Source organism: Brevibacillus sp. HD3.3A, assembly GCF_013284375.2.
Classification (GTDB): domain Bacteria; phylum Bacillota; class Bacilli; order Brevibacillales; family Brevibacillaceae; genus Brevibacillus; species Brevibacillus parabrevis.
Genome location: NZ_CP085874.1, coordinates 256,342 through 276,578 on the forward strand (window position 1 = coordinate 256,342; position 20,237 = coordinate 276,578).

Annotated in this window: 34 protein-coding genes; 33 read left to right on the plus strand and 1 reads right to left on the minus strand. The window is 48.3% G+C overall.

The annotated features are described in order from the left end of the window. Positions 1–45: 45 nt before the first annotated feature. The 3 genes from fusA (at position 46) to HP435_RS01470 (ending at position 4,528) form a co-directional block, all read left to right on the plus strand. Positions 46–2,124, plus strand: coding sequence for an elongation factor G (fusA, locus tag HP435_RS01460; RefSeq protein WP_063231113.1), 2,079 nt, complete (start codon positions 46–48; stop codon positions 2,122–2,124). A 119-nt stretch (positions 2,125–2,243) separates the two neighbouring features. Continuing rightward, on the plus strand, positions 2,244–3,434 hold the full coding sequence (gene tuf / locus HP435_RS01465; RefSeq protein WP_122966804.1) for an elongation factor Tu: 1,191 nt from the start codon (positions 2,244–2,246) through the stop codon (positions 3,432–3,434). Positions 3,435–3,595: 161 nt separating this feature from the next. Next, positions 3,596–4,528, plus strand: coding sequence for a DMT family transporter (locus HP435_RS01470; protein ID WP_173599891.1), 933 nt, complete (start codon positions 3,596–3,598; stop codon positions 4,526–4,528). 8 nt (positions 4,529–4,536) lie between these two features. On the opposite strand, the gene HP435_RS01475 is transcribed toward HP435_RS01470, so the two are convergent. After that, on the minus strand, positions 4,537–4,935 hold the full coding sequence (locus tag HP435_RS01475) for a globin domain-containing protein (RefSeq protein ID WP_122966802.1): 399 nt from the start codon (positions 4,933–4,935) through the stop codon (positions 4,537–4,539). A 352-nt stretch (positions 4,936–5,287) separates the two neighbouring features. Here HP435_RS01475 and rpsJ point away from each other — a divergent pair, with 352 nt between their 5' ends. From rpsJ to rplQ, 30 genes are all read left to right on the plus strand, one after another. Beyond that, complete coding sequence (gene rpsJ / locus HP435_RS01480; protein WP_005828858.1) at positions 5,288–5,596, plus strand: 30S ribosomal protein S10; 309 nt, start codon at positions 5,288–5,290, stop codon at positions 5,594–5,596. A gap of 150 nt (positions 5,597–5,746) precedes the next feature. Beyond that, complete coding sequence (gene rplC / locus HP435_RS01485) at positions 5,747–6,376, plus strand: 50S ribosomal protein L3 (protein WP_173599892.1); 630 nt, start codon at positions 5,747–5,749, stop codon at positions 6,374–6,376. A 17-nt stretch (positions 6,377–6,393) separates the two neighbouring features. Further along, positions 6,394–7,017, plus strand: coding sequence for a 50S ribosomal protein L4 (gene rplD, locus HP435_RS01490; protein ID WP_063231108.1), 624 nt, complete (start codon positions 6,394–6,396; stop codon positions 7,015–7,017). Then, entirely contained in the window at positions 7,017–7,307 is a 291-nt protein-coding gene (rplW, locus tag HP435_RS01495; protein ID WP_007716243.1) for a 50S ribosomal protein L23, read from the plus strand. The genes rplD and rplW overlap by 1 nt, the downstream gene beginning before the upstream one ends. Before the next feature lie 32 nt (positions 7,308–7,339). Next, entirely contained in the window at positions 7,340–8,170 is an 831-nt protein-coding gene (gene rplB / locus HP435_RS01500) for a 50S ribosomal protein L2 (RefSeq protein WP_063231107.1), read from the plus strand. Positions 8,171–8,218: 48 nt separating this feature from the next. Next, complete coding sequence (gene rpsS, locus HP435_RS01505) at positions 8,219–8,500, plus strand: 30S ribosomal protein S19 (RefSeq protein ID WP_005828846.1); 282 nt, start codon at positions 8,219–8,221, stop codon at positions 8,498–8,500. A gap of 29 nt (positions 8,501–8,529) precedes the next feature. Further along, on the plus strand, positions 8,530–8,862 hold the full coding sequence (gene rplV, locus HP435_RS01510; RefSeq protein ID WP_063231106.1) for a 50S ribosomal protein L22: 333 nt from the start codon (positions 8,530–8,532) through the stop codon (positions 8,860–8,862). A gap of 13 nt (positions 8,863–8,875) precedes the next feature. Further along, positions 8,876–9,538, plus strand: coding sequence for a 30S ribosomal protein S3 (rpsC, locus tag HP435_RS01515; RefSeq protein WP_063231105.1), 663 nt, complete (start codon positions 8,876–8,878; stop codon positions 9,536–9,538). Between the two features lie 2 nt (positions 9,539–9,540). Then, positions 9,541–9,975, plus strand: a complete 435-nt coding sequence (rplP, locus tag HP435_RS01520; RefSeq protein WP_063231104.1) for a 50S ribosomal protein L16 — start codon at positions 9,541–9,543, stop codon at positions 9,973–9,975. Then, positions 9,965–10,162 carry a 50S ribosomal protein L29 gene (rpmC, locus tag HP435_RS01525; RefSeq protein ID WP_005828838.1) on the plus strand — a complete coding sequence of 66 codons (198 nt, stop codon included), beginning with the start codon at positions 9,965–9,967 and terminating at the stop codon, positions 10,160–10,162. The genes rplP and rpmC overlap by 11 nt, the downstream gene beginning before the upstream one ends. Before the next feature lie 22 nt (positions 10,163–10,184). Beyond that, on the plus strand, positions 10,185–10,451 hold the full coding sequence (gene rpsQ, locus HP435_RS01530; protein WP_005828837.1) for a 30S ribosomal protein S17: 267 nt from the start codon (positions 10,185–10,187) through the stop codon (positions 10,449–10,451). A gap of 41 nt (positions 10,452–10,492) precedes the next feature. Continuing rightward, positions 10,493–10,861: a 50S ribosomal protein L14 gene (gene rplN, locus HP435_RS01535; RefSeq protein ID WP_005828835.1), complete on the plus strand. Its 369-nt coding sequence runs from the start codon at positions 10,493–10,495 to the stop codon at positions 10,859–10,861. Between the two features lie 49 nt (positions 10,862–10,910). After that, positions 10,911–11,225, plus strand: a complete 315-nt coding sequence (gene rplX, locus HP435_RS01540) for a 50S ribosomal protein L24 (protein ID WP_005828833.1) — start codon at positions 10,911–10,913, stop codon at positions 11,223–11,225. 26 nt (positions 11,226–11,251) lie between these two features. Continuing rightward, positions 11,252–11,794 carry a 50S ribosomal protein L5 gene (gene rplE, locus HP435_RS01545; protein ID WP_063231103.1) on the plus strand — a complete coding sequence of 181 codons (543 nt, stop codon included), beginning with the start codon at positions 11,252–11,254 and terminating at the stop codon, positions 11,792–11,794. Between the two features lie 24 nt (positions 11,795–11,818). Continuing rightward, positions 11,819–12,004: a type Z 30S ribosomal protein S14 gene (locus HP435_RS01550; RefSeq protein WP_005828830.1), complete on the plus strand. Its 186-nt coding sequence runs from the start codon at positions 11,819–11,821 to the stop codon at positions 12,002–12,004. A 27-nt stretch (positions 12,005–12,031) separates the two neighbouring features. After that, complete coding sequence (gene rpsH, locus HP435_RS01555) at positions 12,032–12,430, plus strand: 30S ribosomal protein S8 (protein WP_047074701.1); 399 nt, start codon at positions 12,032–12,034, stop codon at positions 12,428–12,430. Positions 12,431–12,465: 35 nt separating this feature from the next. Next, a complete protein-coding gene (rplF, locus tag HP435_RS01560; protein WP_063231102.1) occupies positions 12,466–13,002 on the plus strand; it encodes a 50S ribosomal protein L6 in 537 nt (178 codons plus the stop codon). A gap of 32 nt (positions 13,003–13,034) precedes the next feature. Then, a complete protein-coding gene (gene rplR, locus HP435_RS01565) occupies positions 13,035–13,397 on the plus strand; it encodes a 50S ribosomal protein L18 (protein WP_063231101.1) in 363 nt (120 codons plus the stop codon). An 18-nt stretch (positions 13,398–13,415) separates the two neighbouring features. Next, positions 13,416–13,913 (plus strand): 30S ribosomal protein S5, encoded by a 498-nt coding sequence (rpsE, locus tag HP435_RS01570; protein WP_047074695.1) that lies wholly within the window; start codon positions 13,416–13,418, stop codon positions 13,911–13,913. 16 nt (positions 13,914–13,929) lie between these two features. Next, positions 13,930–14,115, plus strand: coding sequence for a 50S ribosomal protein L30 (gene rpmD, locus HP435_RS01575; protein ID WP_007716270.1), 186 nt, complete (start codon positions 13,930–13,932; stop codon positions 14,113–14,115). Between the two features lie 33 nt (positions 14,116–14,148). After that, complete coding sequence (rplO, locus tag HP435_RS01580) at positions 14,149–14,589, plus strand: 50S ribosomal protein L15 (protein WP_007716272.1); 441 nt, start codon at positions 14,149–14,151, stop codon at positions 14,587–14,589. Then, positions 14,589–15,884 carry a preprotein translocase subunit SecY gene (gene secY, locus HP435_RS01585; protein ID WP_122966799.1) on the plus strand — a complete coding sequence of 432 codons (1,296 nt, stop codon included), beginning with the start codon at positions 14,589–14,591 and terminating at the stop codon, positions 15,882–15,884. Before rplO ends, secY begins: the two co-directional genes overlap by 1 nt. Positions 15,885–15,945: 61 nt before the next feature. Further along, complete coding sequence (locus tag HP435_RS01590) at positions 15,946–16,590, plus strand: adenylate kinase (protein ID WP_063231099.1); 645 nt, start codon at positions 15,946–15,948, stop codon at positions 16,588–16,590. A gap of 7 nt (positions 16,591–16,597) precedes the next feature. Next, entirely contained in the window at positions 16,598–17,344 is a 747-nt protein-coding gene (map, locus tag HP435_RS01595) for a type I methionyl aminopeptidase (RefSeq protein ID WP_005828809.1), read from the plus strand. Between the two features lie 117 nt (positions 17,345–17,461). Beyond that, the gene (infA, locus tag HP435_RS01600; RefSeq protein ID WP_003333772.1) at positions 17,462–17,680 is read left to right on the plus strand and encodes a translation initiation factor IF-1; all 219 of its coding nucleotides are present in this window, start codon (positions 17,462–17,464) and stop codon (positions 17,678–17,680) included. A gap of 34 nt (positions 17,681–17,714) precedes the next feature. Then, positions 17,715–17,828 carry a 50S ribosomal protein L36 gene (gene rpmJ / locus HP435_RS01605; protein WP_003333770.1) on the plus strand — a complete coding sequence of 38 codons (114 nt, stop codon included), beginning with the start codon at positions 17,715–17,717 and terminating at the stop codon, positions 17,826–17,828. A 21-nt stretch (positions 17,829–17,849) separates the two neighbouring features. After that, the gene (gene rpsM / locus HP435_RS01610) at positions 17,850–18,218 is read left to right on the plus strand and encodes a 30S ribosomal protein S13 (protein WP_063231098.1); all 369 of its coding nucleotides are present in this window, start codon (positions 17,850–17,852) and stop codon (positions 18,216–18,218) included. A gap of 16 nt (positions 18,219–18,234) precedes the next feature. Further along, positions 18,235–18,636, plus strand: a complete 402-nt coding sequence (gene rpsK / locus HP435_RS01615; RefSeq protein WP_005828803.1) for a 30S ribosomal protein S11 — start codon at positions 18,235–18,237, stop codon at positions 18,634–18,636. A gap of 156 nt (positions 18,637–18,792) precedes the next feature. Next, positions 18,793–19,737 carry a DNA-directed RNA polymerase subunit alpha gene (locus tag HP435_RS01620; RefSeq protein ID WP_005828801.1) on the plus strand — a complete coding sequence of 315 codons (945 nt, stop codon included), beginning with the start codon at positions 18,793–18,795 and terminating at the stop codon, positions 19,735–19,737. A 127-nt stretch (positions 19,738–19,864) separates the two neighbouring features. Further along, positions 19,865–20,224 carry a 50S ribosomal protein L17 gene (gene rplQ / locus HP435_RS01625; RefSeq protein ID WP_063231097.1) on the plus strand — a complete coding sequence of 120 codons (360 nt, stop codon included), beginning with the start codon at positions 19,865–19,867 and terminating at the stop codon, positions 20,222–20,224. Positions 20,225–20,237 lie beyond the last annotated feature (13 nt).

Genomic DNA, 20,237 nt, shown 5'->3' on the forward strand with positions numbered 1-20,237 from the left:
ATACCCGTTTATTCAAAAACTCGAGTATGGAAGGAGCATACCTGAATGGCTCGCGAGTTCTCTTTGCCGAATACGCGTAATATCGGTATCATGGCTCACATCGATGCTGGTAAAACGACAACGACTGAGCGTATTCTGTTCTACACCGGTCGCGTTCACAAAATTGGTGAGGTGCACGAAGGTGCAGCAACCATGGACTGGATGGAACAAGAGCAAGAGCGCGGTATCACCATCACTTCGGCTGCTACTACTGCTCAATGGGATGGCCATCGTATCAACATTATCGACACGCCAGGCCACGTAGACTTCACTGTAGAAGTTGAGCGCTCCCTGCGCGTTCTTGACGGTGCTGTAACCGTTTTTGACGCAAAAGGTGGCGTTGAGCCGCAAACCGAAACCGTATGGCGCCAAGCTGACCGCTACGGCGTACCGCGTATGTGCTACATCAACAAAATGGATATCTTGGGTGCTAACTTCGATATGTGCTTGGGACAGATCAAATCTCGTCTGGGTGCAAATCCTGTAGCAGTTCAATATCCAATCGGTGCTGAAGACCAATTCAAAGGTATGGTTGACCTGATCGAAATGAAGGCAATCATCTATACCGATGACCTGGGCAAAACTTCTGACGCTACCGAAATCCCAGCTGACCTGAAAGACAAATGCGAAGAGCTGCGTCTTGCACTGGTTGAAGCAGCTGCGGAACAAGACGAAGAGCTCATGATGAAGTACTTGGAAGGCGAAGAGCTGACCAACGACGAAATCCGCGCAGCTCTGCGTAAAGGTACAATTGAGTGCAAACTGACTCCTGTAATGTGCGGATCTTCTTACCGTAACAAAGGTGTTCAGCCTATGCTGGACAACGTTGTTCGTTATCTGCCATCTCCAGTAGACATTCCTGCAATCAAAGGTACTTTGCCTGACACTGAAGATGAAGTTGAACGTCCAGCTGACGACAACGGTCCGTTCTCTGCTCTTGCTTTCAAGATCATGACTGACCCGTATGTTGGCCGTCTGACTTTCTTCCGCGTTTACTCCGGCGTACTGAACTCCGGTTCTTACGTTCTGAACTCCACAAAAGGTAAACGTGAGCGTGTAGGTCGTATCCTGCAAATGCACGCAAACCACCGCGAAGAGATTCAAATCGTTTACTCCGGTGACATTGCTGCAGCTGTAGGTTTGAAAGATACAACAACTGGTGATACTCTGTGTGATGAAAAGGCTCCAGTAATCCTTGAGTCTATGGAGTTCCCAGAGCCAGTTATCTCTGTTGCGATCGAACCAAAATCCAAAGCAGACCAAGACAAGATGGGTATCGGCCTGTCCAAACTGGCTGAAGAGGATCCAACGTTCAGAACCCGCACAGACGAAGAGACTGGTCAAACGATCATCTCCGGTATGGGTGAGCTTCACCTGGAGATCATTGTTGACCGTCTGAAACGCGAATTTAAAGTCGAGTCGAACGTAGGTGCACCACAAGTAGCTTACCGTGAAACATTCCGGAAAGAAGCGAAAGTGGAAGGTAAATTCGTTCGCCAGTCCGGTGGTCGTGGTCAATACGGTCACGTTTGGGTGGAGTTCGCTCCTCTCGAACCAGGTCAAGGCTTCCAATTCGAAAACAAAATCGTCGGTGGTGTGGTACCGCGCGAATACATCCCTGCTGTACAAGCGGGTATCGAAGAAGCGATGAAAAATGGTGTTATCGCCGGCTTCCCGCTGGTTGATATCAAAGCTACTATCGTAGACGGTAGCTACCATGATGTCGACTCCTCCGAGATGGCATTTAAAGTAGCAGGTTCTCTCGCTCTGAAAGAAGCTGCGAAAAAATGTGGCGCTGTATTGCTTGAGCCAATCATGAAAGTAGAAGTTACAATGCCTGAAGAGTACATGGGCGACGTAATGGGTGACCTGAACTCCCGCCGCGGTCGTATCGAAGGTATGGAAGCTCGTGCAAACGCACAAGTAATCCGTGCAATGGTACCACTGTCCGAGATGTTCGGATACTCCACAGTTCTTCGTTCCCGTACCCAAGGCCGTGGCGTTTACTCCATGGTGATCGACCACTACGAAGAAGTACCTAAATTCATCGCTGAAGAAATCGTTAAGAAATCTAAAGGCGAATAATTTACGGTTCCGCTTTATCTTGAATCAGGAAAGGTTTACAATATTTAAGGTACAACCCTTGGTAGGGTAAACCTTTCTTACCTATAAAACCCTTATCATTTAAGGAGGCTTTAGCTCTCATGGCAAAAGAAAAATTTGAGCGTAATAAACCACACGTTAACATCGGTACTATTGGTCACGTTGACCACGGTAAAACTACCCTGACTGCTGCCATCACTACTGTATTGGCAACACAAGGTAAAGCAAAAGCAATGAACTATGCTGCGATTGACGCTGCTCCAGAAGAAAAAGAGCGCGGTATCACAATCAACACAGCACACGTTGAGTACGAAACTGACAACCGTCACTATGCACACGTTGACTGCCCTGGTCACGCGGACTATGTGAAAAACATGATTACTGGTGCTGCTCAAATGGACGGAGCTATCCTGGTTGTATCCGCAGCTGATGGCCCAATGCCACAAACTCGCGAGCACATCCTGCTCTCCAAACAAGTAGGCGTACCTTACATCGTAGTATTCATGAACAAATGCGACATGGTAGACGATGAAGAGTTGCTCGAACTGGTTGAAATGGAAATCCGTGACCTGCTGTCTCAATACGAGTTCCCAGGTGACGACACTCCAGTAATCAAAGGTTCTGCTAAAGAAGCTTTGGACAACCCAACTGGTGACTGGGCTAAGAAAATCGTTGAACTGATGGACGCTGTTGACAGCTACATCCCAACTCCTGAGCGCGCAACTGACAAGCCTTTCCTGATGCCAGTTGAGGACGTGTTCACAATCACTGGCCGTGGTACAGTTGCTACTGGTCGTGTAGAGCGCGGTATCGTTAAAGTTGGTGACCCAGTTGAGATCATCGGTCTGGCTGAAGAAACAAAAACTTCCACTGTAACTGGTGTTGAGATGTTCCGCAAATTGCTGGATCAAGCTCAAGCTGGTGACAACATCGGTGCTCTCTTGCGCGGTGTAGACCGTAAAGACATCGAGCGTGGACAATGCTTGGCGAAACCAGGTTCCGTTAAGCCTTACACCAAGTTCAAAGCAGAAGTTTACGTTCTGTCCAAAGAAGAGGGCGGACGTCACACTCCTTTCTTTGCTAACTACCGTCCACAATTCTACTTCCGTACAACTGACGTTACAGGTATCATCCAACTGCCAGAAGGCGTTGAAATGATCATGCCTGGCGACAACACTGAGTTCACCGTTGAACTGATCGCTCCAGTAGCGATGGAACAAGGTACTCGCTTCGCGATCCGCGAAGGTGGCCGTACAGTAGGCGCTGGCGTTGTAGCTTCTATCGACGCGTAGGATTTACTGATACGTACAAAAACCCGACAGCATATGTTGTCGGGTTTTTCTTTTTGCCTGTTTACTCTCATCGATTTTCTGCATGGCTCCCATCAAAATGATTCAATAAGCCAATAGATGACCGTGTGCTACAATACGATCAGCGGATGGGGGATAGAGAAATGAAAAACAATGAAAAGCTGTTATTTTTCATGCTGGCTGGCGTAGTCATACTTTGGGGCTTGAACGTGGTAATGGTAAAGTATCTCACGTCGTTTCCGCCGCTGTATGTAGCAGCTATTCGCATGACGGTCGCAGGAATTTGCTTGGCGCCAATCATTTATAAATACAGAACGAACTTGCGGCTGAAAAAAACAGATTGGCTGTTGATTGCCGGAGTAGGGGCCAGCTCTATTGCGTTGCACCAGATCACATTGGCAGCAGGCGTGCAGACGACTACAGCAGGCAATGCGTCGCTGATCCTCGGATTGAACCCACTGGCAACAGCTCTGCTGGCTATGCTTTTCCTCGGAGAACACATGTCGTGGCAAAAAGGACTCGGCATTGGCGTAGGGTTTGCTGGAGTGTTGATTGTCGTCATTTCGCAACATGGCGGAATCCATATGAACGGCTGGGGAGATGCGATCATGTTTTTCTCCATGCTGATGTACGTCACTGGCGGCTTGCTGATTCGCAAGCTTGTCGTCCGGGGAGTTCCTGTGCTGCTGATCACAGCCTTGTCGCAAATGTTCGGAATCGCGTTTTTGTGGGCGACAGCTCTCACGCTGCAACCGGCATCCTACTACTTGTCGCTTGAAGTGTCTGCGTTCCAATGGCTGGTGATCTTCATTTCCGGGGCGCTTTCTACAGCTTTGGGTTCGGTAGGCTGGAATTATGGTATTCGCCAACTGGGAGCAAGCCGAACTGCCTTGTTCTTGAACGGAATGCCAATGGCGAGCCTGTTCTTTGCAGCGCTGTTCCTGGGGGAACAATTAAAGCTGGTCCACATGCTCGCGCTGTTAATGATTGTGGCCGGGGTGTACCTCGGATCAAGAAACCTCGTCAAGACGAAGTCCAGCTCAGCAAAAACGATGGCTAAAATAACAAAAGCGTAGGGAGATCCCTACGCTTTTTCTTCTTGGTCCCACTTGTTCACCATATGATAAGCGGTCAAACGCAGACGCTCAAAAATTTGCTCGCGTATCTCGCCCTCAAGTCCGGTTTTGTCCATCGCCGTTTTCATGCAAGCCAACCAGGCTTCTGCCTGTACAGGGCCAATGGGGAAACGAATGTGGCGTGCACGCAGCATCGGATGTCCGTGGCGATTTGAATAGAGGGTAGGCCCACCGAGAAACTGGGTAAGAAACATATATTGGCGCTCTTTCACTTCCGTAAAGTCTTCGGGGAAGAGCGGAGCAAGGTCAGGGTGCCGGGCAACCAGGTCGTAAAATGTATCAACCAGACGGGACAAAGTATCAGCCCCGCCGATCATCTCATAGGGAGTGCGCATGGTCTCAGACATACAAATAACCTCCTTTGCAATGACGAATCCTTTTAAGTATAACGTGTTCTTTCTATTATAGATAGAACAGTGGCGAGTTGGCAGGGAATCCCGCTTGCCTTTCTGCTCAGAAATCAGTAAGATGTTCAAGGTGAGTCTTTCAGTAGGCTCGCGTGTACAAAAAAATGTGCGGGAAACTAAGAAATCACTTGCGTAGCCCAAATATTTTTAGTACAATATTGAATGTTGGTCATGGACTTGCGATGATGTGGGAGGTTGCTGACACACCCGGCCCCTTTGCCATGACCGGGGTGCAGGATATTTCCACGGAGAAATGTCTGTTTAATAAATGGGCGAAAAAGGAGGGACTAAAATGGCAAAGCAAAAGATTCGTATTCGTTTGAAGGCGTATGATCACAAAATCCTCGATCAATCCGCGGAGAAAATCGTGGACACAGCGAAGCGTTCCGGTGCAAACGTATCCGGTCCAATTCCGCTTCCTACCGAGAAAGCAGTTTATACGATCCTGCGTGCGGTGCATAAGTACAAAGATTCTCGTGAGCAATTCGAGATGCGTACTCACAAGCGTTTGATCGACATCTTGAACCCTACACCACAAACAGTAGATGCTTTGATGCGTCTGGATCTGCCGTCTGGTGTAGATATCGAGATCAAACTGTAAGGTCCCAAAAAGCGATACACGCGCAGACGTTGTCTTGATAAGCGTGTTATACCAAGCAACAAACCCTTAAAATGGCACCCCTGCGCATCGATGGGGACTTGATACAACATAAAAAACGTTTTACTGAAATAAGCACAGGAGGTGGCACAAATGACCAAAGGAATCTTAGGGAAAAAACTTGGAATGACTCAAGTTTTTGGTCCAAACGGAACAGCGATCGCTGTAACGGTTATCGAAGCAGGTTCTAACGTGGTTCTTCAAAAGAAAGACGTGGAGAACGACGGCTACGAAGCGATCCAAATCGGCTTCGAAGACAAAAAAGAACAGCGCGCTAACAAGCCGGAAAAAGGCCATGCAGCAAAAGCTAACACTGCTCCTAAGCGCTTCATTCGCGAAATTCGCGGAATTAACCTCGCTGATTATGAGGTTGGTCAAGAGTTGAAAGTAGACATTTTTGCCGAGGGAGAAATCGTTGACGTATCGGGCGTAACCAAGGGTAAAGGTTTCCAAGGTGCGATCAAACGTCACAACCAATCCCGCGGTCCTATGGCTCACGGTTCGCGTTACCATCGCGGTCCTGGTTCCATGGGTGCTGTCGCTCCAAACCGCGTTTTCAAAGGTCAAACCCTGCCAGGTCAAATGGGTGGCGACAACGTAACCATTCAAAACCTGGAAGTAGTTAAAGTAGATGCTACTCGCAACCTGATTCTCGTTAAAGGCTCCGTGCCTGGCCCGAAAAACAGTTGCGTGCTCGTATCGACGGCAGTCAAGAAACACTAAGGAAAGGAGGAACTGACATGCCGAAAGTAGCTCTTTATAACCAAACTGGTTCTCAAGTTGGCGAAATCGAATTGGCAGATAGCGTGTTCGGGATTGAGCCTAACAACGCTGTTCTGTACGATGCGATCGTGATGCAACAAGCATCCCAACGTCAAGGAACACACGATGTAAAGAACCGCTCTGAAGTACGTGGTGGTGGCCGCAAGCCATGGCGCCAAAAAGGTACAGGTCGCGCACGCCAAGGTTCCATTCGCTCTCCGCAATGGAAAGGTGGCGGTGTTGTATTCGGTCCAACTCCGCGCAAATACGGTTACAAACTGAACCGTAAAGTTCGCCGTTTGGCTCTGAAATCCGCACTGTCCGCGAAAGTACAAAACAACGAACTCCTGGTTCTGGAAGCTCTGAACTTCGCAGCTCCTAAAACTAAGGAAATGACAGCTGTTCTGAACAGCTTGAAAGCAGATCGCAAAGTTCTGATCGTGACTTCCGAGTACGATCAAAACGTAGCTCTCTCTTCCCGTAACATCCCAGGTGCCAAATTCGTAGATGCTGCAGGCATTAACGTTCTGGATCTGGTAGCGCATGACAAAGTAATCGTGACGAAAGAAGCGGTTGCGAAAGTAGAGGAGGTGCTCGCATAATGAAGAGCCTTCATGATGTCCTTAAACGCCCTGTCATTACCGAGCGCACCACTGACATGATGGCTGAGAAGAAGTACGTTTTCGAAGTACCTCTCAAAGCTAACAAAACAGAAATCAAGCAAGCTGTTGAAAAAGTATTTGGCGTAAAAGTAGAAGCAGTAAACACTGTTCGTGTTCCTGCGAAACCAAAACGCTACGGAAAATACTCCGGTTACACATCCGAGTGGAAGAAAGCAATCGTTAAGCTGACTGATGACAGCAAAGAATTGGCCTTCTACGAGGGAGTATAACCTCGACGACTACCGAAAAGGAGGGTAATAACATGGGTATCAAAAAGTTTAAACCGACTTCTCCTGGTCGTCGCCAAATGACGGTTTCTACTTTCGAGGAGATCACCACATCGACTCCCGAAAAATCCTTGTTGGCGCCTCTCAGCAAAAAAGCTGGTCGCAACAACCAAGGTAGAATTACCGTTCGTCATCAAGGTGGCGGTCATAAACGTAAATACCGTATTATCGACTTCAAGCGTAACAAAGATGGTATCGTAGGTCGCGTAGCTACTATCGAGTACGATCCAAACCGTTCCGCTAACATCGCGCTGATCAACTATGTTGACGGTGAAAAACGTTACATCCTCGCTCCACACAACCTGAAAGTGGGCGACGAGATCGTATCCGGAGCAGATGCCGACATCAAAATCGGTAACGCGCTGCCACTGGAGAAAATCCCGGTAGGTACTACCATCCACAACATCGAGTTGAAACCTGGTAAAGGTGGACAACTGGTGCGTGCAGCTGGTGCTTCTGCTCAACTGCTCGGTCGTGATGGTGAGTTCGTAATCGTTCGCCTGTCTTCCGGTGAAACTCGCCGCATCCATAACGTATGCCGCGCTACCATCGGTCAAGTAGGTAACCTGGATCACGAACTGCTGAACATCGGTAAAGCAGGACGTTCCCGCTGGTTGGGTATCCGTCCAACTGTACGCGGTAGCGTAATGAACCCTAACGATCACCCACACGGTGGTGGTGAAGGTCGCGCTCCAATCGGTCGTAAAGCACCTGTTACTCCTTGGGGTAAACCAACCCTGGGTCTCAAGACTCGCAAGAAGAAGAACAAGTCCGACCAATACATCATCCGCCGCCGCAAGAAATAAGGTAGGCTGATATAATACCGAACGCCTTTGGCGAAGGGAGGTTCACTAATGGGACGTAGCTTAAAAAAGGGTCCTTTCGTGGATGACCACTTGATGAAAAAAGTTGACGAGCAAAATGAAAAGAACGAGAAACGCGTGATCAAAACTTGGTCTCGCCGTTCCACCATCTTCCCTGAGTTCGTAGGACACACGTTTGCAGTATACGATGGCCGCAAACATGTACCAGTATACGTATCGGAAGACATGGTTGGTCATAAATTGGGTGAATTCGCACCAACTCGTACCTTCAAGGGTCACGTCGACAACGACAAGAAATCCAAGAAGCGCTAAATTTCTCTTGACAGAGAGGAGGTACAAAGATGGAAGCTAAAGCAGTTGCTCGCAATATTCGCATCGCGTCTCGTAAAGTCCGCCTGGTTGTTGACTTGATCAGAGGCAAGCAAGTAGGTGAAGCGTTGGCGATCCTGAAACACACGCCAAAAGCAGCTTCTCCAGTTGTTGAAAAGCTCCTGAAGTCGGCTATTGCAAACGCTGAGCACAACTACGAAATGGATCCTAACAGCCTCGTAGTGAGCAAAATCTTCGTAGACCAAGGTCCTACGTTGAAGCGTTTCCGTCCGCGCGCTATGGGTCGCGCAAGCCGCATCCATAAACGCACAAGCCACATCACAGTGGTACTAAACGAGAAATAAGGAGGGATTACGTGTGGGTCAAAAGGTAAGCCCGGTAGGACTTCGGATCGGTGTCATTCGTGACTGGGAGTCCAAATGGTACGCTGACAAGGACTTCGCAACTCTGTTGCACGAAGACTTGAAAATCCGCAAGTTTGTAAAAGGGCGTCTGAAAGACGCTGCTGTATCCACTATCGAAATCGAACGCGCAGCTAATCGCGTGAACGTTACGATTCACACCGCTAAGCCTGGTATGGTAATTGGTAAAGGTGGAGCTGAGGTTGAAACTCTGCGCAAATCCTTGACTGATCTGACTGGCAAACGCGTTCATATCAATATCAACGAAGTAAAACGTCCGGATCTGGATGCTACTCTGGTAGCTGAAAATATCGCACGTCAACTGGAAAACCGCATTTCCTTCCGCCGTGCGCAAAAGCAATCGATCACTCGTACGCTGCGCGCTGGTGCAAAAGGTATCAAAACTTTGGTAAGCGGTCGTCTTGGCGGCGCGGACATCGCACGTTCTGAAGGTTACAGCGAAGGTACTGTTCCGCTCCATACGCTGCGTGCTGACATCGACTACGGTACTGCTGAAGCACATACCACTTATGGTCGTATCGGTGTAAAAGTATGGATCTATCGTGGAGAAGTCCTTCCAGCGAGAAAGAACGTCGCTACTGAGGAAGGAGGCAAGTAATCATGTTGACGCCAAAACGCGTGAAACACCGTAAACAACACCGCGGGAAAATGGCTGGTAACGCAAAAGGCGGTACTACTGTTGCGTTCGGTGAATACGGATTGCAAGCAATGGAGCCATCTTGGGTAACTAACCGTCAGATCGAGGCTGCTCGTATCGCGATGACTCGTTACATCAAACGTGGCGGTAAAGTATGGATTAAAATCTTCCCTGACAAGCCAATTACACAAAAACCGCTCGAAGTACGGATGGGTTCCGGTAAAGGTTCTCCTGAGAAATGGGTAGCGGTAGTGAAGCCAGGCAAGATCATGTTTGAACTTGCTGGCGTACCTGAAGAAGTCGCTCGCGAAGCTATGCGCCTTGCTATGCACAAGCTGCCTATCAAGTGCAAATTCGTGAAGCGTGAAGAAGTGGGTGGTGACGCACATGAAGGCTAATGAGTTCCGTAATTTGACCACTGCCGAGATCGAACAAAACGTCGCTTCTTTGAAAGAAGAGTTGTTCAACCTTCGTTTCCAGTTGGCTACGGGTCAACTCGAAACCACATCTCGCATTAAACAAGTGCGTAAGGATATTGCTCGTGCGAAAACCATCCTGCGCCAGAGAGAATTGGGAATCGGCTAATTAAAGGAAGGAGGTTTGAACGATGACCGCAGAACGCAATATGCGTCGATCCGTTGTAGGTCGCGTTGTTTCCGACAAAATGGATAAAACCATTGTTGTGCTTGTTGAAACTTACAAGACACACCCGTTGTACGGCAAACGCGTGAAATACTCCAAAAAGTTCAAGGCTCACGACGAGAACAACACGGCAAAAGTGGGCGACATCGTAGAATTGATGGAAACTCGTCCTTTGTCCAAAGATAAACGTTTCCGTTTGGTACGTATCGTCGAAGAGGCAGTAATCGTATAAGTCAGATTTTCGGATATCAAATCCGAAAGGAGGAACAGTAAATGATCCAAACTCAGACGAGATTGGCTGTTGCTGACAACTCCGGTGCAAAGGAACTCATGTGCATCAAGGTTCTGGGTGGTTCCGGTCGCAAAACGGCGAACATCGGTGATGTTATCGTGTGCTCCGTAAAATCCGCTACACCCGGCGGCGTTGTCAAGAAAGGTCAAGTAGTTAAAGCAGTTGTAGTTCGTACTGTAAGTGGCGTTCGTCGTCAAGATGGTTCTTACATTCGTTTTGATGAAAATGCAGCTGTAGTCATCAAAGAAGATAAGTCCCCACGTGGTACTCGTATCTTTGGACCAGTAGCTCGTGAGCTCCGCGACAAAGATTTCATGAAGATCATCTCTCTGGCTCCAGAGGTTATCTAATTGAACGGAAAAACTCAGGCAGTTTGTTCGATAGGAGGTGCACCAAGCGATGCACGTTAAAAAAGGCGACACTGTTATCGTAATTGCGGGCAAAGATAAAGGCAAAAAAGGTCGCGTTCTCGCTGCTTATCCGAAGAAAGAACGCGTACTGGTTGAAGGTATCAACCTCGTGAAGAAACACAGCCGTCCGTCCCAAGCTAACCCGCAAGGTGGCATTGTGACTCAAGAAGCAGCGATTCACGTTTCCAACGTATCTTTGATCGATCCGAAGTCCGGAAAAGCTACTCGCATCGGTTACAAAGTTTTGGATAACGGTAAGAAAGTACGGTATGCGAAAAAGTCTGGCGAAGTACTCGACAAGTAGTCAGGTTGGAAAGGAGGATATCCTAGATGGCAACAAGATTGAAAGAAAAGTACACTAACGAAATCGTGCCTGGTTTGATGAGCAAGTTCAACTACACTTCCATCATGCAAGTGCCGAAAGTAGAAAAGATCATCATCAATATGGGTGTTGGCGAAGCGGTAGGCAACGCTAAATCCTTGGATACTGCGGTTGAAGACCTGCAAATTATCGCTGGTCAAAAGCCTGTAGTAACTCGCGCTAAGAAGTCCATCGCTGGCTTCAAATTGCGTGAAGGTATGCCGATCGGTGCGAAGGTTACCCTGCGCGGCGAGCGTATGTACCACTTCCTCGACAAATTGATGAACGTATCTCTCCCGCGTGTTCGTGACTTCCGTGGAATTTCTTCCAAGGCATTTGACGGTCGCGGTAACTACACACTTGGTCTGAAGGAACAACTGATCTTCCCTGAGATCGAGTACGATAAAATCGACAAAGTTCGCGGTATGGACATCGTAATTGTTACTTCCGCGAAAACGGATGAGGAAGCTCGTGAGTTGCTGACTCAAATGGGTATGCCATTCCGTAAATAAACCCACTCGTAAGGAGGGAAGAATGTGGCAAAGAAATCTATGATCATCAAGCAACAGCGGCAGCCGAAGTTTGCAGTACGCGCGTACACTCGTTGCGAGCGTTGCGGACGTCCTCACTCCGTATTGCGCAAATTCAAACTCTGCCGTATTTGCTTCCGTGAACTTGCTTATAAAGGTCAAATTCCAGGCGTGAAAAAAGCAAGCTGGTAATTTGAAACGGGAAGGAGGTTTTCTCTCATGGTTATGACTGATCCAATCGCAGATATGTTGACACGTATTCGTAACGCCAACATGGTTCGCCACGAGAAAGTGGAAATCCCGGCGTCCACCATCAAGAAGGAAATCGCGCGCATTCTGAAAGAAGAAGGCTTCATCCGCGATGCGGAGTTTGTTGAAGACAACAAACAAGGAATCATCCGCGTATTCCTGAAATATGGTGCGAACAACGAGCGCGTCATCACAGGTCTGAAACGTATCTCCAAACCAGGACTTCGTGTTTATGCAAAAAACAATGAAGTACCTAAGGTTTTGGGTGGCCTCGGTTGCGCGATCATCTCTACATCCACTGGCGTTATGACTGACAAGCAAGCTCGTCAAGCTCATGTTGGTGGAGAAGTTCTTGCATACGTTTGGTAATCAACAGAATGTAAAAAGCACAGGAGGTGCACCACATGTCTCGTGTCGGTAGAAAACCGATCGTGGTACCTGCAGGCGTTACCCTCACTCTGAACGGAACTGAGCTGACGGTAAAGGGCCCTAAGGGTCAACTCGTTCGTAACTTCCATGAAGATATTAAAATCAACATCGCTGAAAACGAAGTAGTAGTAGAGCGTCCAAGCGATAACAAACTTCACCGTTCCCTGCACGGTACAACTCGTGCGCTTGTTGCCAACATGGTAAAAGGCGTATCCGAAGGCTTCACTCGTACCTTGGAACTGGTCGGTGTAGGTTACCGTGCTGCCAAAACTGGCAACGGCGTTACTCTTTCTCTTGGTTTCTCCCACCCAGTGGAAGTTACTCCAGAAGCGGGTATCGAAATCGATGTACCAAACCAAACCACTCTGGTGGTTAAAGGCATCAACAAAGAGCGCGTAGGTCAAGTTGCTGCTGAAATTCGTTCGCTGCGTAAACCTGAGCCTTACAAAGGTAAAGGTATTAAGTACAGTGATGAAGTGGTTCGTCGTAAAGAAGGTAAAAAAGGTAAATAAGCTTCTAGCTTCATGAGAAAGGAGGCCGCTTAATGTTTACGAAAGCTGATAAAAACAAAGCTCGGAAAAAACGTCACCTGCGTATCCGCAAACGTGTGATTGGTACTGCCATTCGCCCACGTCTGAACGTATTCCGTTCTTCTAAGCACATCTACGCTCAACTGATTGATGATGCAACTGGCGTAACACTGGCATCTGCATCTTCTTTGGATAAAGAGCTGGGCCTGAAAAATGGCGCTAACGTGGAAGCTGCTACAGCTGTTGGCACACTGATCGCTAAGCGTGCACAAGAAAAAGGTGCGACTGAAGTGATTTTTGACCGCGGTGGTTACATCTATCATGGACGTATTAAAGCACTGGCAGAAGCAGCTCGTGAAGCTGGTCTGCAATTCTAACAACAAGGAGGGTAAGGAATGCGTATCGACCCTAGCAAATTAGAGCTCGAAGAAAAAGTAGTCGCTGTTAACCGCGTAGCTAAAACGGTTAAAGGTGGACGTCGTATGAGCTTCAGCGCCCTGGTTGTTGTGGGAGACCGTAACGGCCACGTAGGTGCTGGTATGGGTAAAGCTCAAGAAGTTCCAGACGCCATTCGCAAAGCGATTGACGACGCTAAGAAAAAATTGATCCGTGTACCGATGAGAGGAACAACTGTTCCACACGAAGTTATGTGCCAATTCGGTGCTGGTAAAGTTCTCATCAAACCTGCTGCCCCTGGTACAGGTGTTATCGCCGGCGGACCTGTTCGTGCCGTACTCGAACTGGCTGGTGTAGGCGATATCTTGAGTAAGTCTCTTGGTTCCAACAATCCTATCAACATGGTCAACGCTACGCTGGAAGGCCTTGGTCGCCTGAAAACAGCGGAAGATGTCGCGAAATTGCGCGGTAAGACTGTTGACGAGTTGTTGGGTTAATAAGGAGGGAATGAACATGGCAAAATTGCAAATCACCCTCAAACGTAGCCTGATCGGTCGCACTGTAGACCAACAAGATACTGTAAAAGCTCTTGGTCTTCGCAAAATCAACTCCACTGTAGTGAAGGAAGACAACGCTGCAATTCGTGGAATGGTTTTCAAAGTGAAGCACTTGGTTGAAGTGAAAGAAGTAGAAGCATAATTGAACATCTCAATCAGTTAGGAGGTGCAACGTATGAAATTGCATGAACTGCAACCTGCAGAAGGATCCCGTCACACTCGTAAGCGCATCGGTCGCGGTATCGGTAGCGGTACTGGCAAAACTGCTGGTAAAGGTCACAAAGGTCAAAACGCTCGTTCCGGTGGCGGTGTACGCCCAGGTTTCGAGGGTGGTCAAAACCCATTGTACCGTCGTCTGCCTAAGCGTGGTTTCACTAACATCAGCCGCAAAGAATTTGCGATTGTTAGCCTGGACGCGCTGAACCGTTTCGAAGAGGGTACTGTAGTAACGCCTGAACTGTTGAAAGAAACAGGTGTTATCAGCGCGCTGCGCGACGGTGTTAAGGTTCTTGCTAACGGTGAACTGACTGTGAAGCTGACCGTTAAAGCTCACAAGTTCTCCGGAGCTGCTGCTGAGAAGATCGCTCAAGTCGGTGGAACAACCGAGGTGATCTAATGTTAGCGTCCTTAACTAACATTTTTAAGATTGGCGACTTACGTCGTAAGATCCTTTTTACTCTCATGATGTTGGTCGTCTTCCGGATCGGAAGCTTTGTACCCGTTCCTAACGTAAACGTCGAGCTGTTTCAGCAGAACACAAACCACTTGTTGGGCTTGTTGAACACCTTCTCTGGTGGAGCACTGCAAAACTTCTCGATTTTTGCCATGGGTATCATGCCATACATTACGGCCTCGATTATCATGCAGCTGATGTCGATGGATGTAGTGCCTAAGCTGACGCAATGGGCACGCGAAGGGGAAGTTGGCCGTCGCAAGATTGCTACTGTTACCCGTTACGCTACGATCATCCTCGGCTTGATTCAGTCTGTTGGTATGACGATCGGTTTTAATAATATGGCGCCTGGCTTGCTCAAGGACACTTCCGTTGGCAGCTATGCACTCATTGCGTTGACACTGACGGCTGGGACCGCATTCATGATGTGGATGGGGGAACAGATTACGGAAAAGGGTATCGGTAACGGGATTTCGATTCTGATCGTTGCTGGTATCGTCGCGAACATTCCACACGGAATCACGACGATTTACACTACGCAATTCGCTGACCCTTCTCAAAACGTATTCTTCAGCATCGTCAAAGTTGTGATCATTCTGCTGGTGATCCTCGCTATTATCGTCGGGGTTATCTTTATGCAGCAAGGGATTCGTAAAATTCCAGTGCAATACGCGAAGCGAGTGGTTGGACGTAAAATGTACGGTGGTCAATCCACACACATTCCACTGAAAATCAACTCTGCGGGTGTTATTCCTGTAATCTTTGCGGTCTCGCTCGTACTGTTCCCTTCGACAATCGCACAGTTCTGGGTGGATTCATCCGGTACAGGGTTCGCCAACTGGATCTATCGCAACTTCCAAGTCAATGAACCGTTGGGAATGACGTTGTACGCTATCTTGATTCTCGGGTTCACCTATTTCTACACATTTGTTCAGATCAATCCTGTGCAAATGGCAGAGAACATGAGAAAAAATGGCGGTTACATTCCTGGTATCCGACCCGGTAAAAACACTGAGGTTTACATTACTCGTACACTAAACCGCCTTACATTGGCTGGCGCTTTGTTCTTGATGGCAATTGCTATCTTGCCATTCTTCTTCAGTAAGCTGGCTAACTTGCCGCAGCAGATTTACATCGGCGGCACTTCGCTCTTGATTGTGATCGGGGTAGCCCTTGATACAATGAAGCAGATCGAAAGCCAGATGATCAAACGCCATTACCAAGGGTTTATCAAGTAATGACTTAGATGTTTACAGAAAAGCCTCTGTAGCTTTTCTTTATGGGACGGAGGGAATGGACGTGAATATAATTCTGATGGGGCTGCCTGGTGCCGGTAAAGGAACACAGGCAGAACGTATCGTAAAAGAGTTTGATATCCCGCACATTTCGACTGGCGACATGTTCCGGGCTGCGGTTAAAAACGAAACGCCGCTCGGACTGCAAGCCAAATCCTTTATGGATAAAGGTTTGCTTGTTCCCGATGAAGTAGTCATCGGAATTGTGCGGGAGCGCCTCTCGATGGAAGACTGCGCAAAGGGTTTCCTGTTGGATGGATTTCCGCGCACAGTTCCACAGGCGGAAGCGTTGACAGCTACCGTAAAAGAGCTGGGACGCGAAATTGATCATGTGATTAATATCAACGTTCATCGCGAGCAATTGATTGAACGTCTGACCGGTCGCTGGATCTGCCCTGTATGTGGAGCTAGCTATCACACGATGTTCAATCCTCCAAAAGAGGCTGGCGTGTGTGACAAAGATGGTGGTAAGCTGTATCAGCGTGAAGATGACAAGATCGAAGTGGTAACACAACGTCTTGACGTCAACATCGCGCAGACTCAGCCACTCATCGACTACTACTCCGCACAGGAACTCCTGCGAGATATCAATGGGGAACAAGATATCCAGGTAGTGTTTGCGGAAATTAAGTCATTGCTAAGAGGGTAATTGCCGAATGATTATCCTGAAGTCGAAAGCAGAACTTGAGGTTATGCGCGAAGCTGGTCGTATCGTCGCACTCACCCATCAAGAACTGGCCAAGGCAATTAAGCCTGGTGTCACGACAAAGCAGCTAGACGAAATTGCCGAGACATTTATTCGCAGCATGGGAGCAGTTCCATCATTTAAAGGCTACGGTGGCTTTCCAGGTAGTATCTGTGCTTCAGTCAATGAAGAACTCGTACACGGGATCCCAGGGAAACGGGCGTTGCAAGAGGGAGACATCATCAGTATCGACATCGGTGCTCAGTTCCAAGGGTACCATGGAGACTCCGCTTGGACGTATCCGGTCGGCAAGATTTCAGCAGAGAATGAAAAGCTGTTGCGGGTAACGGAAGAATCGCTCTTCAAGGGGCTTGAAAAAGCTGTTCCTGGTGGACGATTGTCTGATATCTCACATGCGATTCAAGTTCATGCAGAAGCTGCCGGCTTCACACTCGTCCGCGAGTATGTGGGGCATGGGATTGGGCAAAACTTGCACGAAGATCCGCAGGTTCCTAACTACGGTCCTCCTGATCGGGGGCCGAGGTTAAAACCAGGCATGGTGTTGGCAATTGAGCCAATGGTAAATGCCGGCGAACGTTATGTCCGCACATTGGAGGACAATTGGACGGTAGTAACATTGGATCGGAAAACATGTGCTCATTTTGAACACACCATCGCGATTACGGAAGATGGCTATGAGATTTTTACACGAACATAAAGCGGGAGTTCCGAGTGATTCGGGATTGTCGTCCAACGTGTCGACGATAAGTTCGTTGTGTGATCATTTCGCAAAACTCATGGTCCGACTGAAGAGCAGAAGAAAGGAGAGTTTACCATGGCAAAAGATGATGTAATTGAGGTAGAAGGCACAGTAATTGAGCCTTTGCCGAATGCTATGTTTCGAGTAGAATTGGAGAATGGACACAAAGTCCTTGCTCACGTGTCCGGAAAAATCCGCATGCACTTTATCCGTATCCTGCCGGGGGATAAAGTAACTGTTGAACTGTCGCCGTACGACTTGACCCGCGGACGTATTACGTACCGCTATAAATAGTAAGCAAAACCCCTAGAAAAGGGAGGCAAGAACCATGAAAGTGAGACCTTCGGTTAAACCGATCTGCGAGAAATGCAAGGTTATCCGTCGTAAAGGTAACGTAATGGTTATTTGTGAAAATCCTAAGCATAAGCAAAAACAAGGGTAAACAAGGAGGTGCTTCTGACACATGGCACGTATTGCAGGCGTAGACTTGCCGCGCGAAAAACGCGTTGAAGTTGCTCTTACCTACATTTTTGGTATTGGCCGCCCCACGTCTAAAAAAATTCTGTCTGCCACTGGCGTAGACGTGAACACTCGTGTTCGCGATCTGACAGAAGATGAAGTTAGCAAACTGCGTGAGTACATCGACAAAACCGTTAAGGTGGAAGGCGATCTCCGTCGTGAGATTTCCCTGAACATCAAACGTTTGATGGAAATCGGATGCTTCCGTGGAATCCGTCACCGTCGTGGACTGCCAGTTCGTGGTCAACGCTCTAAAACAAATGCTCGTACACGTAAAGGTCCACGTCGTACGGTAGCAAACAAGAAGAAGTAAAGGAGGGTAAACTGACATGGCGAAAAGAAAACAGGCTACAGCAACTCGTACCCGTCGTCGTGATCGTAAAAATGTTGAAGTCGGCGTAGCACATATCCGCTCTACTTTCAACAACACGATCGTAACCATTACAGATCCACACGGTAACGCGATCTCTTGGTCCAGCGCTGGTTCCCTCGGCTTCAAAGGCTCCCGTAAAAGCACTCCATTTGCTGCACAAATGGCTGCTGAAGCGGCTGCACGTGTTGCTATGGAACATGGCATGCGTTCCCTTGAAGTATCGGTAAAAGGCCCAGGTGCTGGTCGTGAAGCAGCGATCCGTTCCCTGCAAGCAACTGGTCTTGAAGTGAACATGATTAAAGACGTGACGCCAATTCCGCACAACGGTTGCCGTCCACCAAAACGTCGCCGCGTGTAACTGGTTTATATTGTTCAGAACATGTCCATACTAGAATGGTAAATTCTGATTTATAGCTTGTCATGCACGCAAACGGTAAACCGCCGGGGAAATTCCTGAGTGGGCACGTATGCGGCCCACCCAAGGATTTCGACGTTTTGAAGGAGGGTTTGTTTAATGATAGAAATAGAAAAACCAAAAATCGAGGTTGTGGAAGTAAGCGACGACAACTCGTATGGGAAATTTGTTGTAGAACCTCTGGAGCGCGGATACGGAACTACCCTTGGCAACTCGCTGAGACGAATTCTTCTTTCGTCCTTGCCAGGCGCGGCAGTTCGTACTGTTCAAATCGATGGGGTTCTTCACGAGTTCTCGACAGTGGAAGGCGTCGTTGAAGATGTAACCGAGATCATCCTGAACATCAAAGGCTTGGCGCTGAAGATCCATTCCGATGAAGAAAAAGTAATCGAGATCGATGCAGAAGGCGAAGGCGTTGTCAAAGCGGGAGATATCCGTGCTGACAGTGATGTGGAGGTCTTAAACCCTGATCTTCATATTGCAACGTTGGCCAATGGCGGTCGTCTGCATATCCGCATGACAGCTGGACGTGGTCGTGGTTATGTTCAATCAGATGGAAACAAATCCGAGGATCTGCCTATTGGTGTGATTCCGATTGATTCGATCTACACGCCGATCAAGCGCGTTAACTATCAAGTGGAAAATACCCGCGTAGGGCAAATGACCAACTATGATAAATTGACACTTGAGGTTTGGACAAACGGCAGTATCAGTCCGGAAGAAGCCGTAAGTCTCGGCGCCAAAATCATGACGGAGCACTTGAACCTGTTTGTCGGTCTGACCGATGAGGCGAAAGATGCTGAAATCATGGTTGAAAAAGAGGAAGACAAAAAGGAAAAAGTTTTGGAGATGACTATCGAAGAGCTGGACCTTTCTGTTCGTTCCTACAACTGCTTGAAGCGTGCCGGTATCAACACCGTGCAAGAGCTGACGCAGAAGACCGAAGAGGACATGATGAAAGTGCGCAACTTGGGTCGCAAATCTCTGGAAGAAGTGCAGGAAAAGCTGGCTGAGCTGGGACTTTCCCTGCGTAGCGACGACTAGAGTAGCAATTCCAAAAGGCAAGCTTTTGTTCTCTCAAGTCAGTCCCTTTAGGGGGATTACAGATCTGGCTTCCCGACAGTAGAGGTTTCTACGTAGTGTTGCCAGCTTGAAAAGGGAGGTAAAGACAATGGCATACCGTAAATTGGGTCGTCGTAGTTCAGCTCGTAAAGCGTTGTTCCGCGACTTGGTAACTGACCTGATCATCAACGAGCGTATCGAAACTACAGAGATGAAGGCGAAAGAACTGCGCCCAATCGCTGAGAAAATGATCACGCTCGCGAAACGCGGCGATCTGCATGCTCGTCGTCAAGTGGCTGCTTACGTTCGTAAAGAAGTTGCGAACGCAGAAGGTCGCGATGCTGTACAAAAACTGTTCGATGAAATCGCGCCACGCTTCAAAGAGCGCAACGGTGGATACACTCGTATCCTGAAAGCCGGCCCTCGCCGCGGCGACGCTGCTCCAATGGCGTACATCGAATTTGTTTAATAGTGGATAGAAA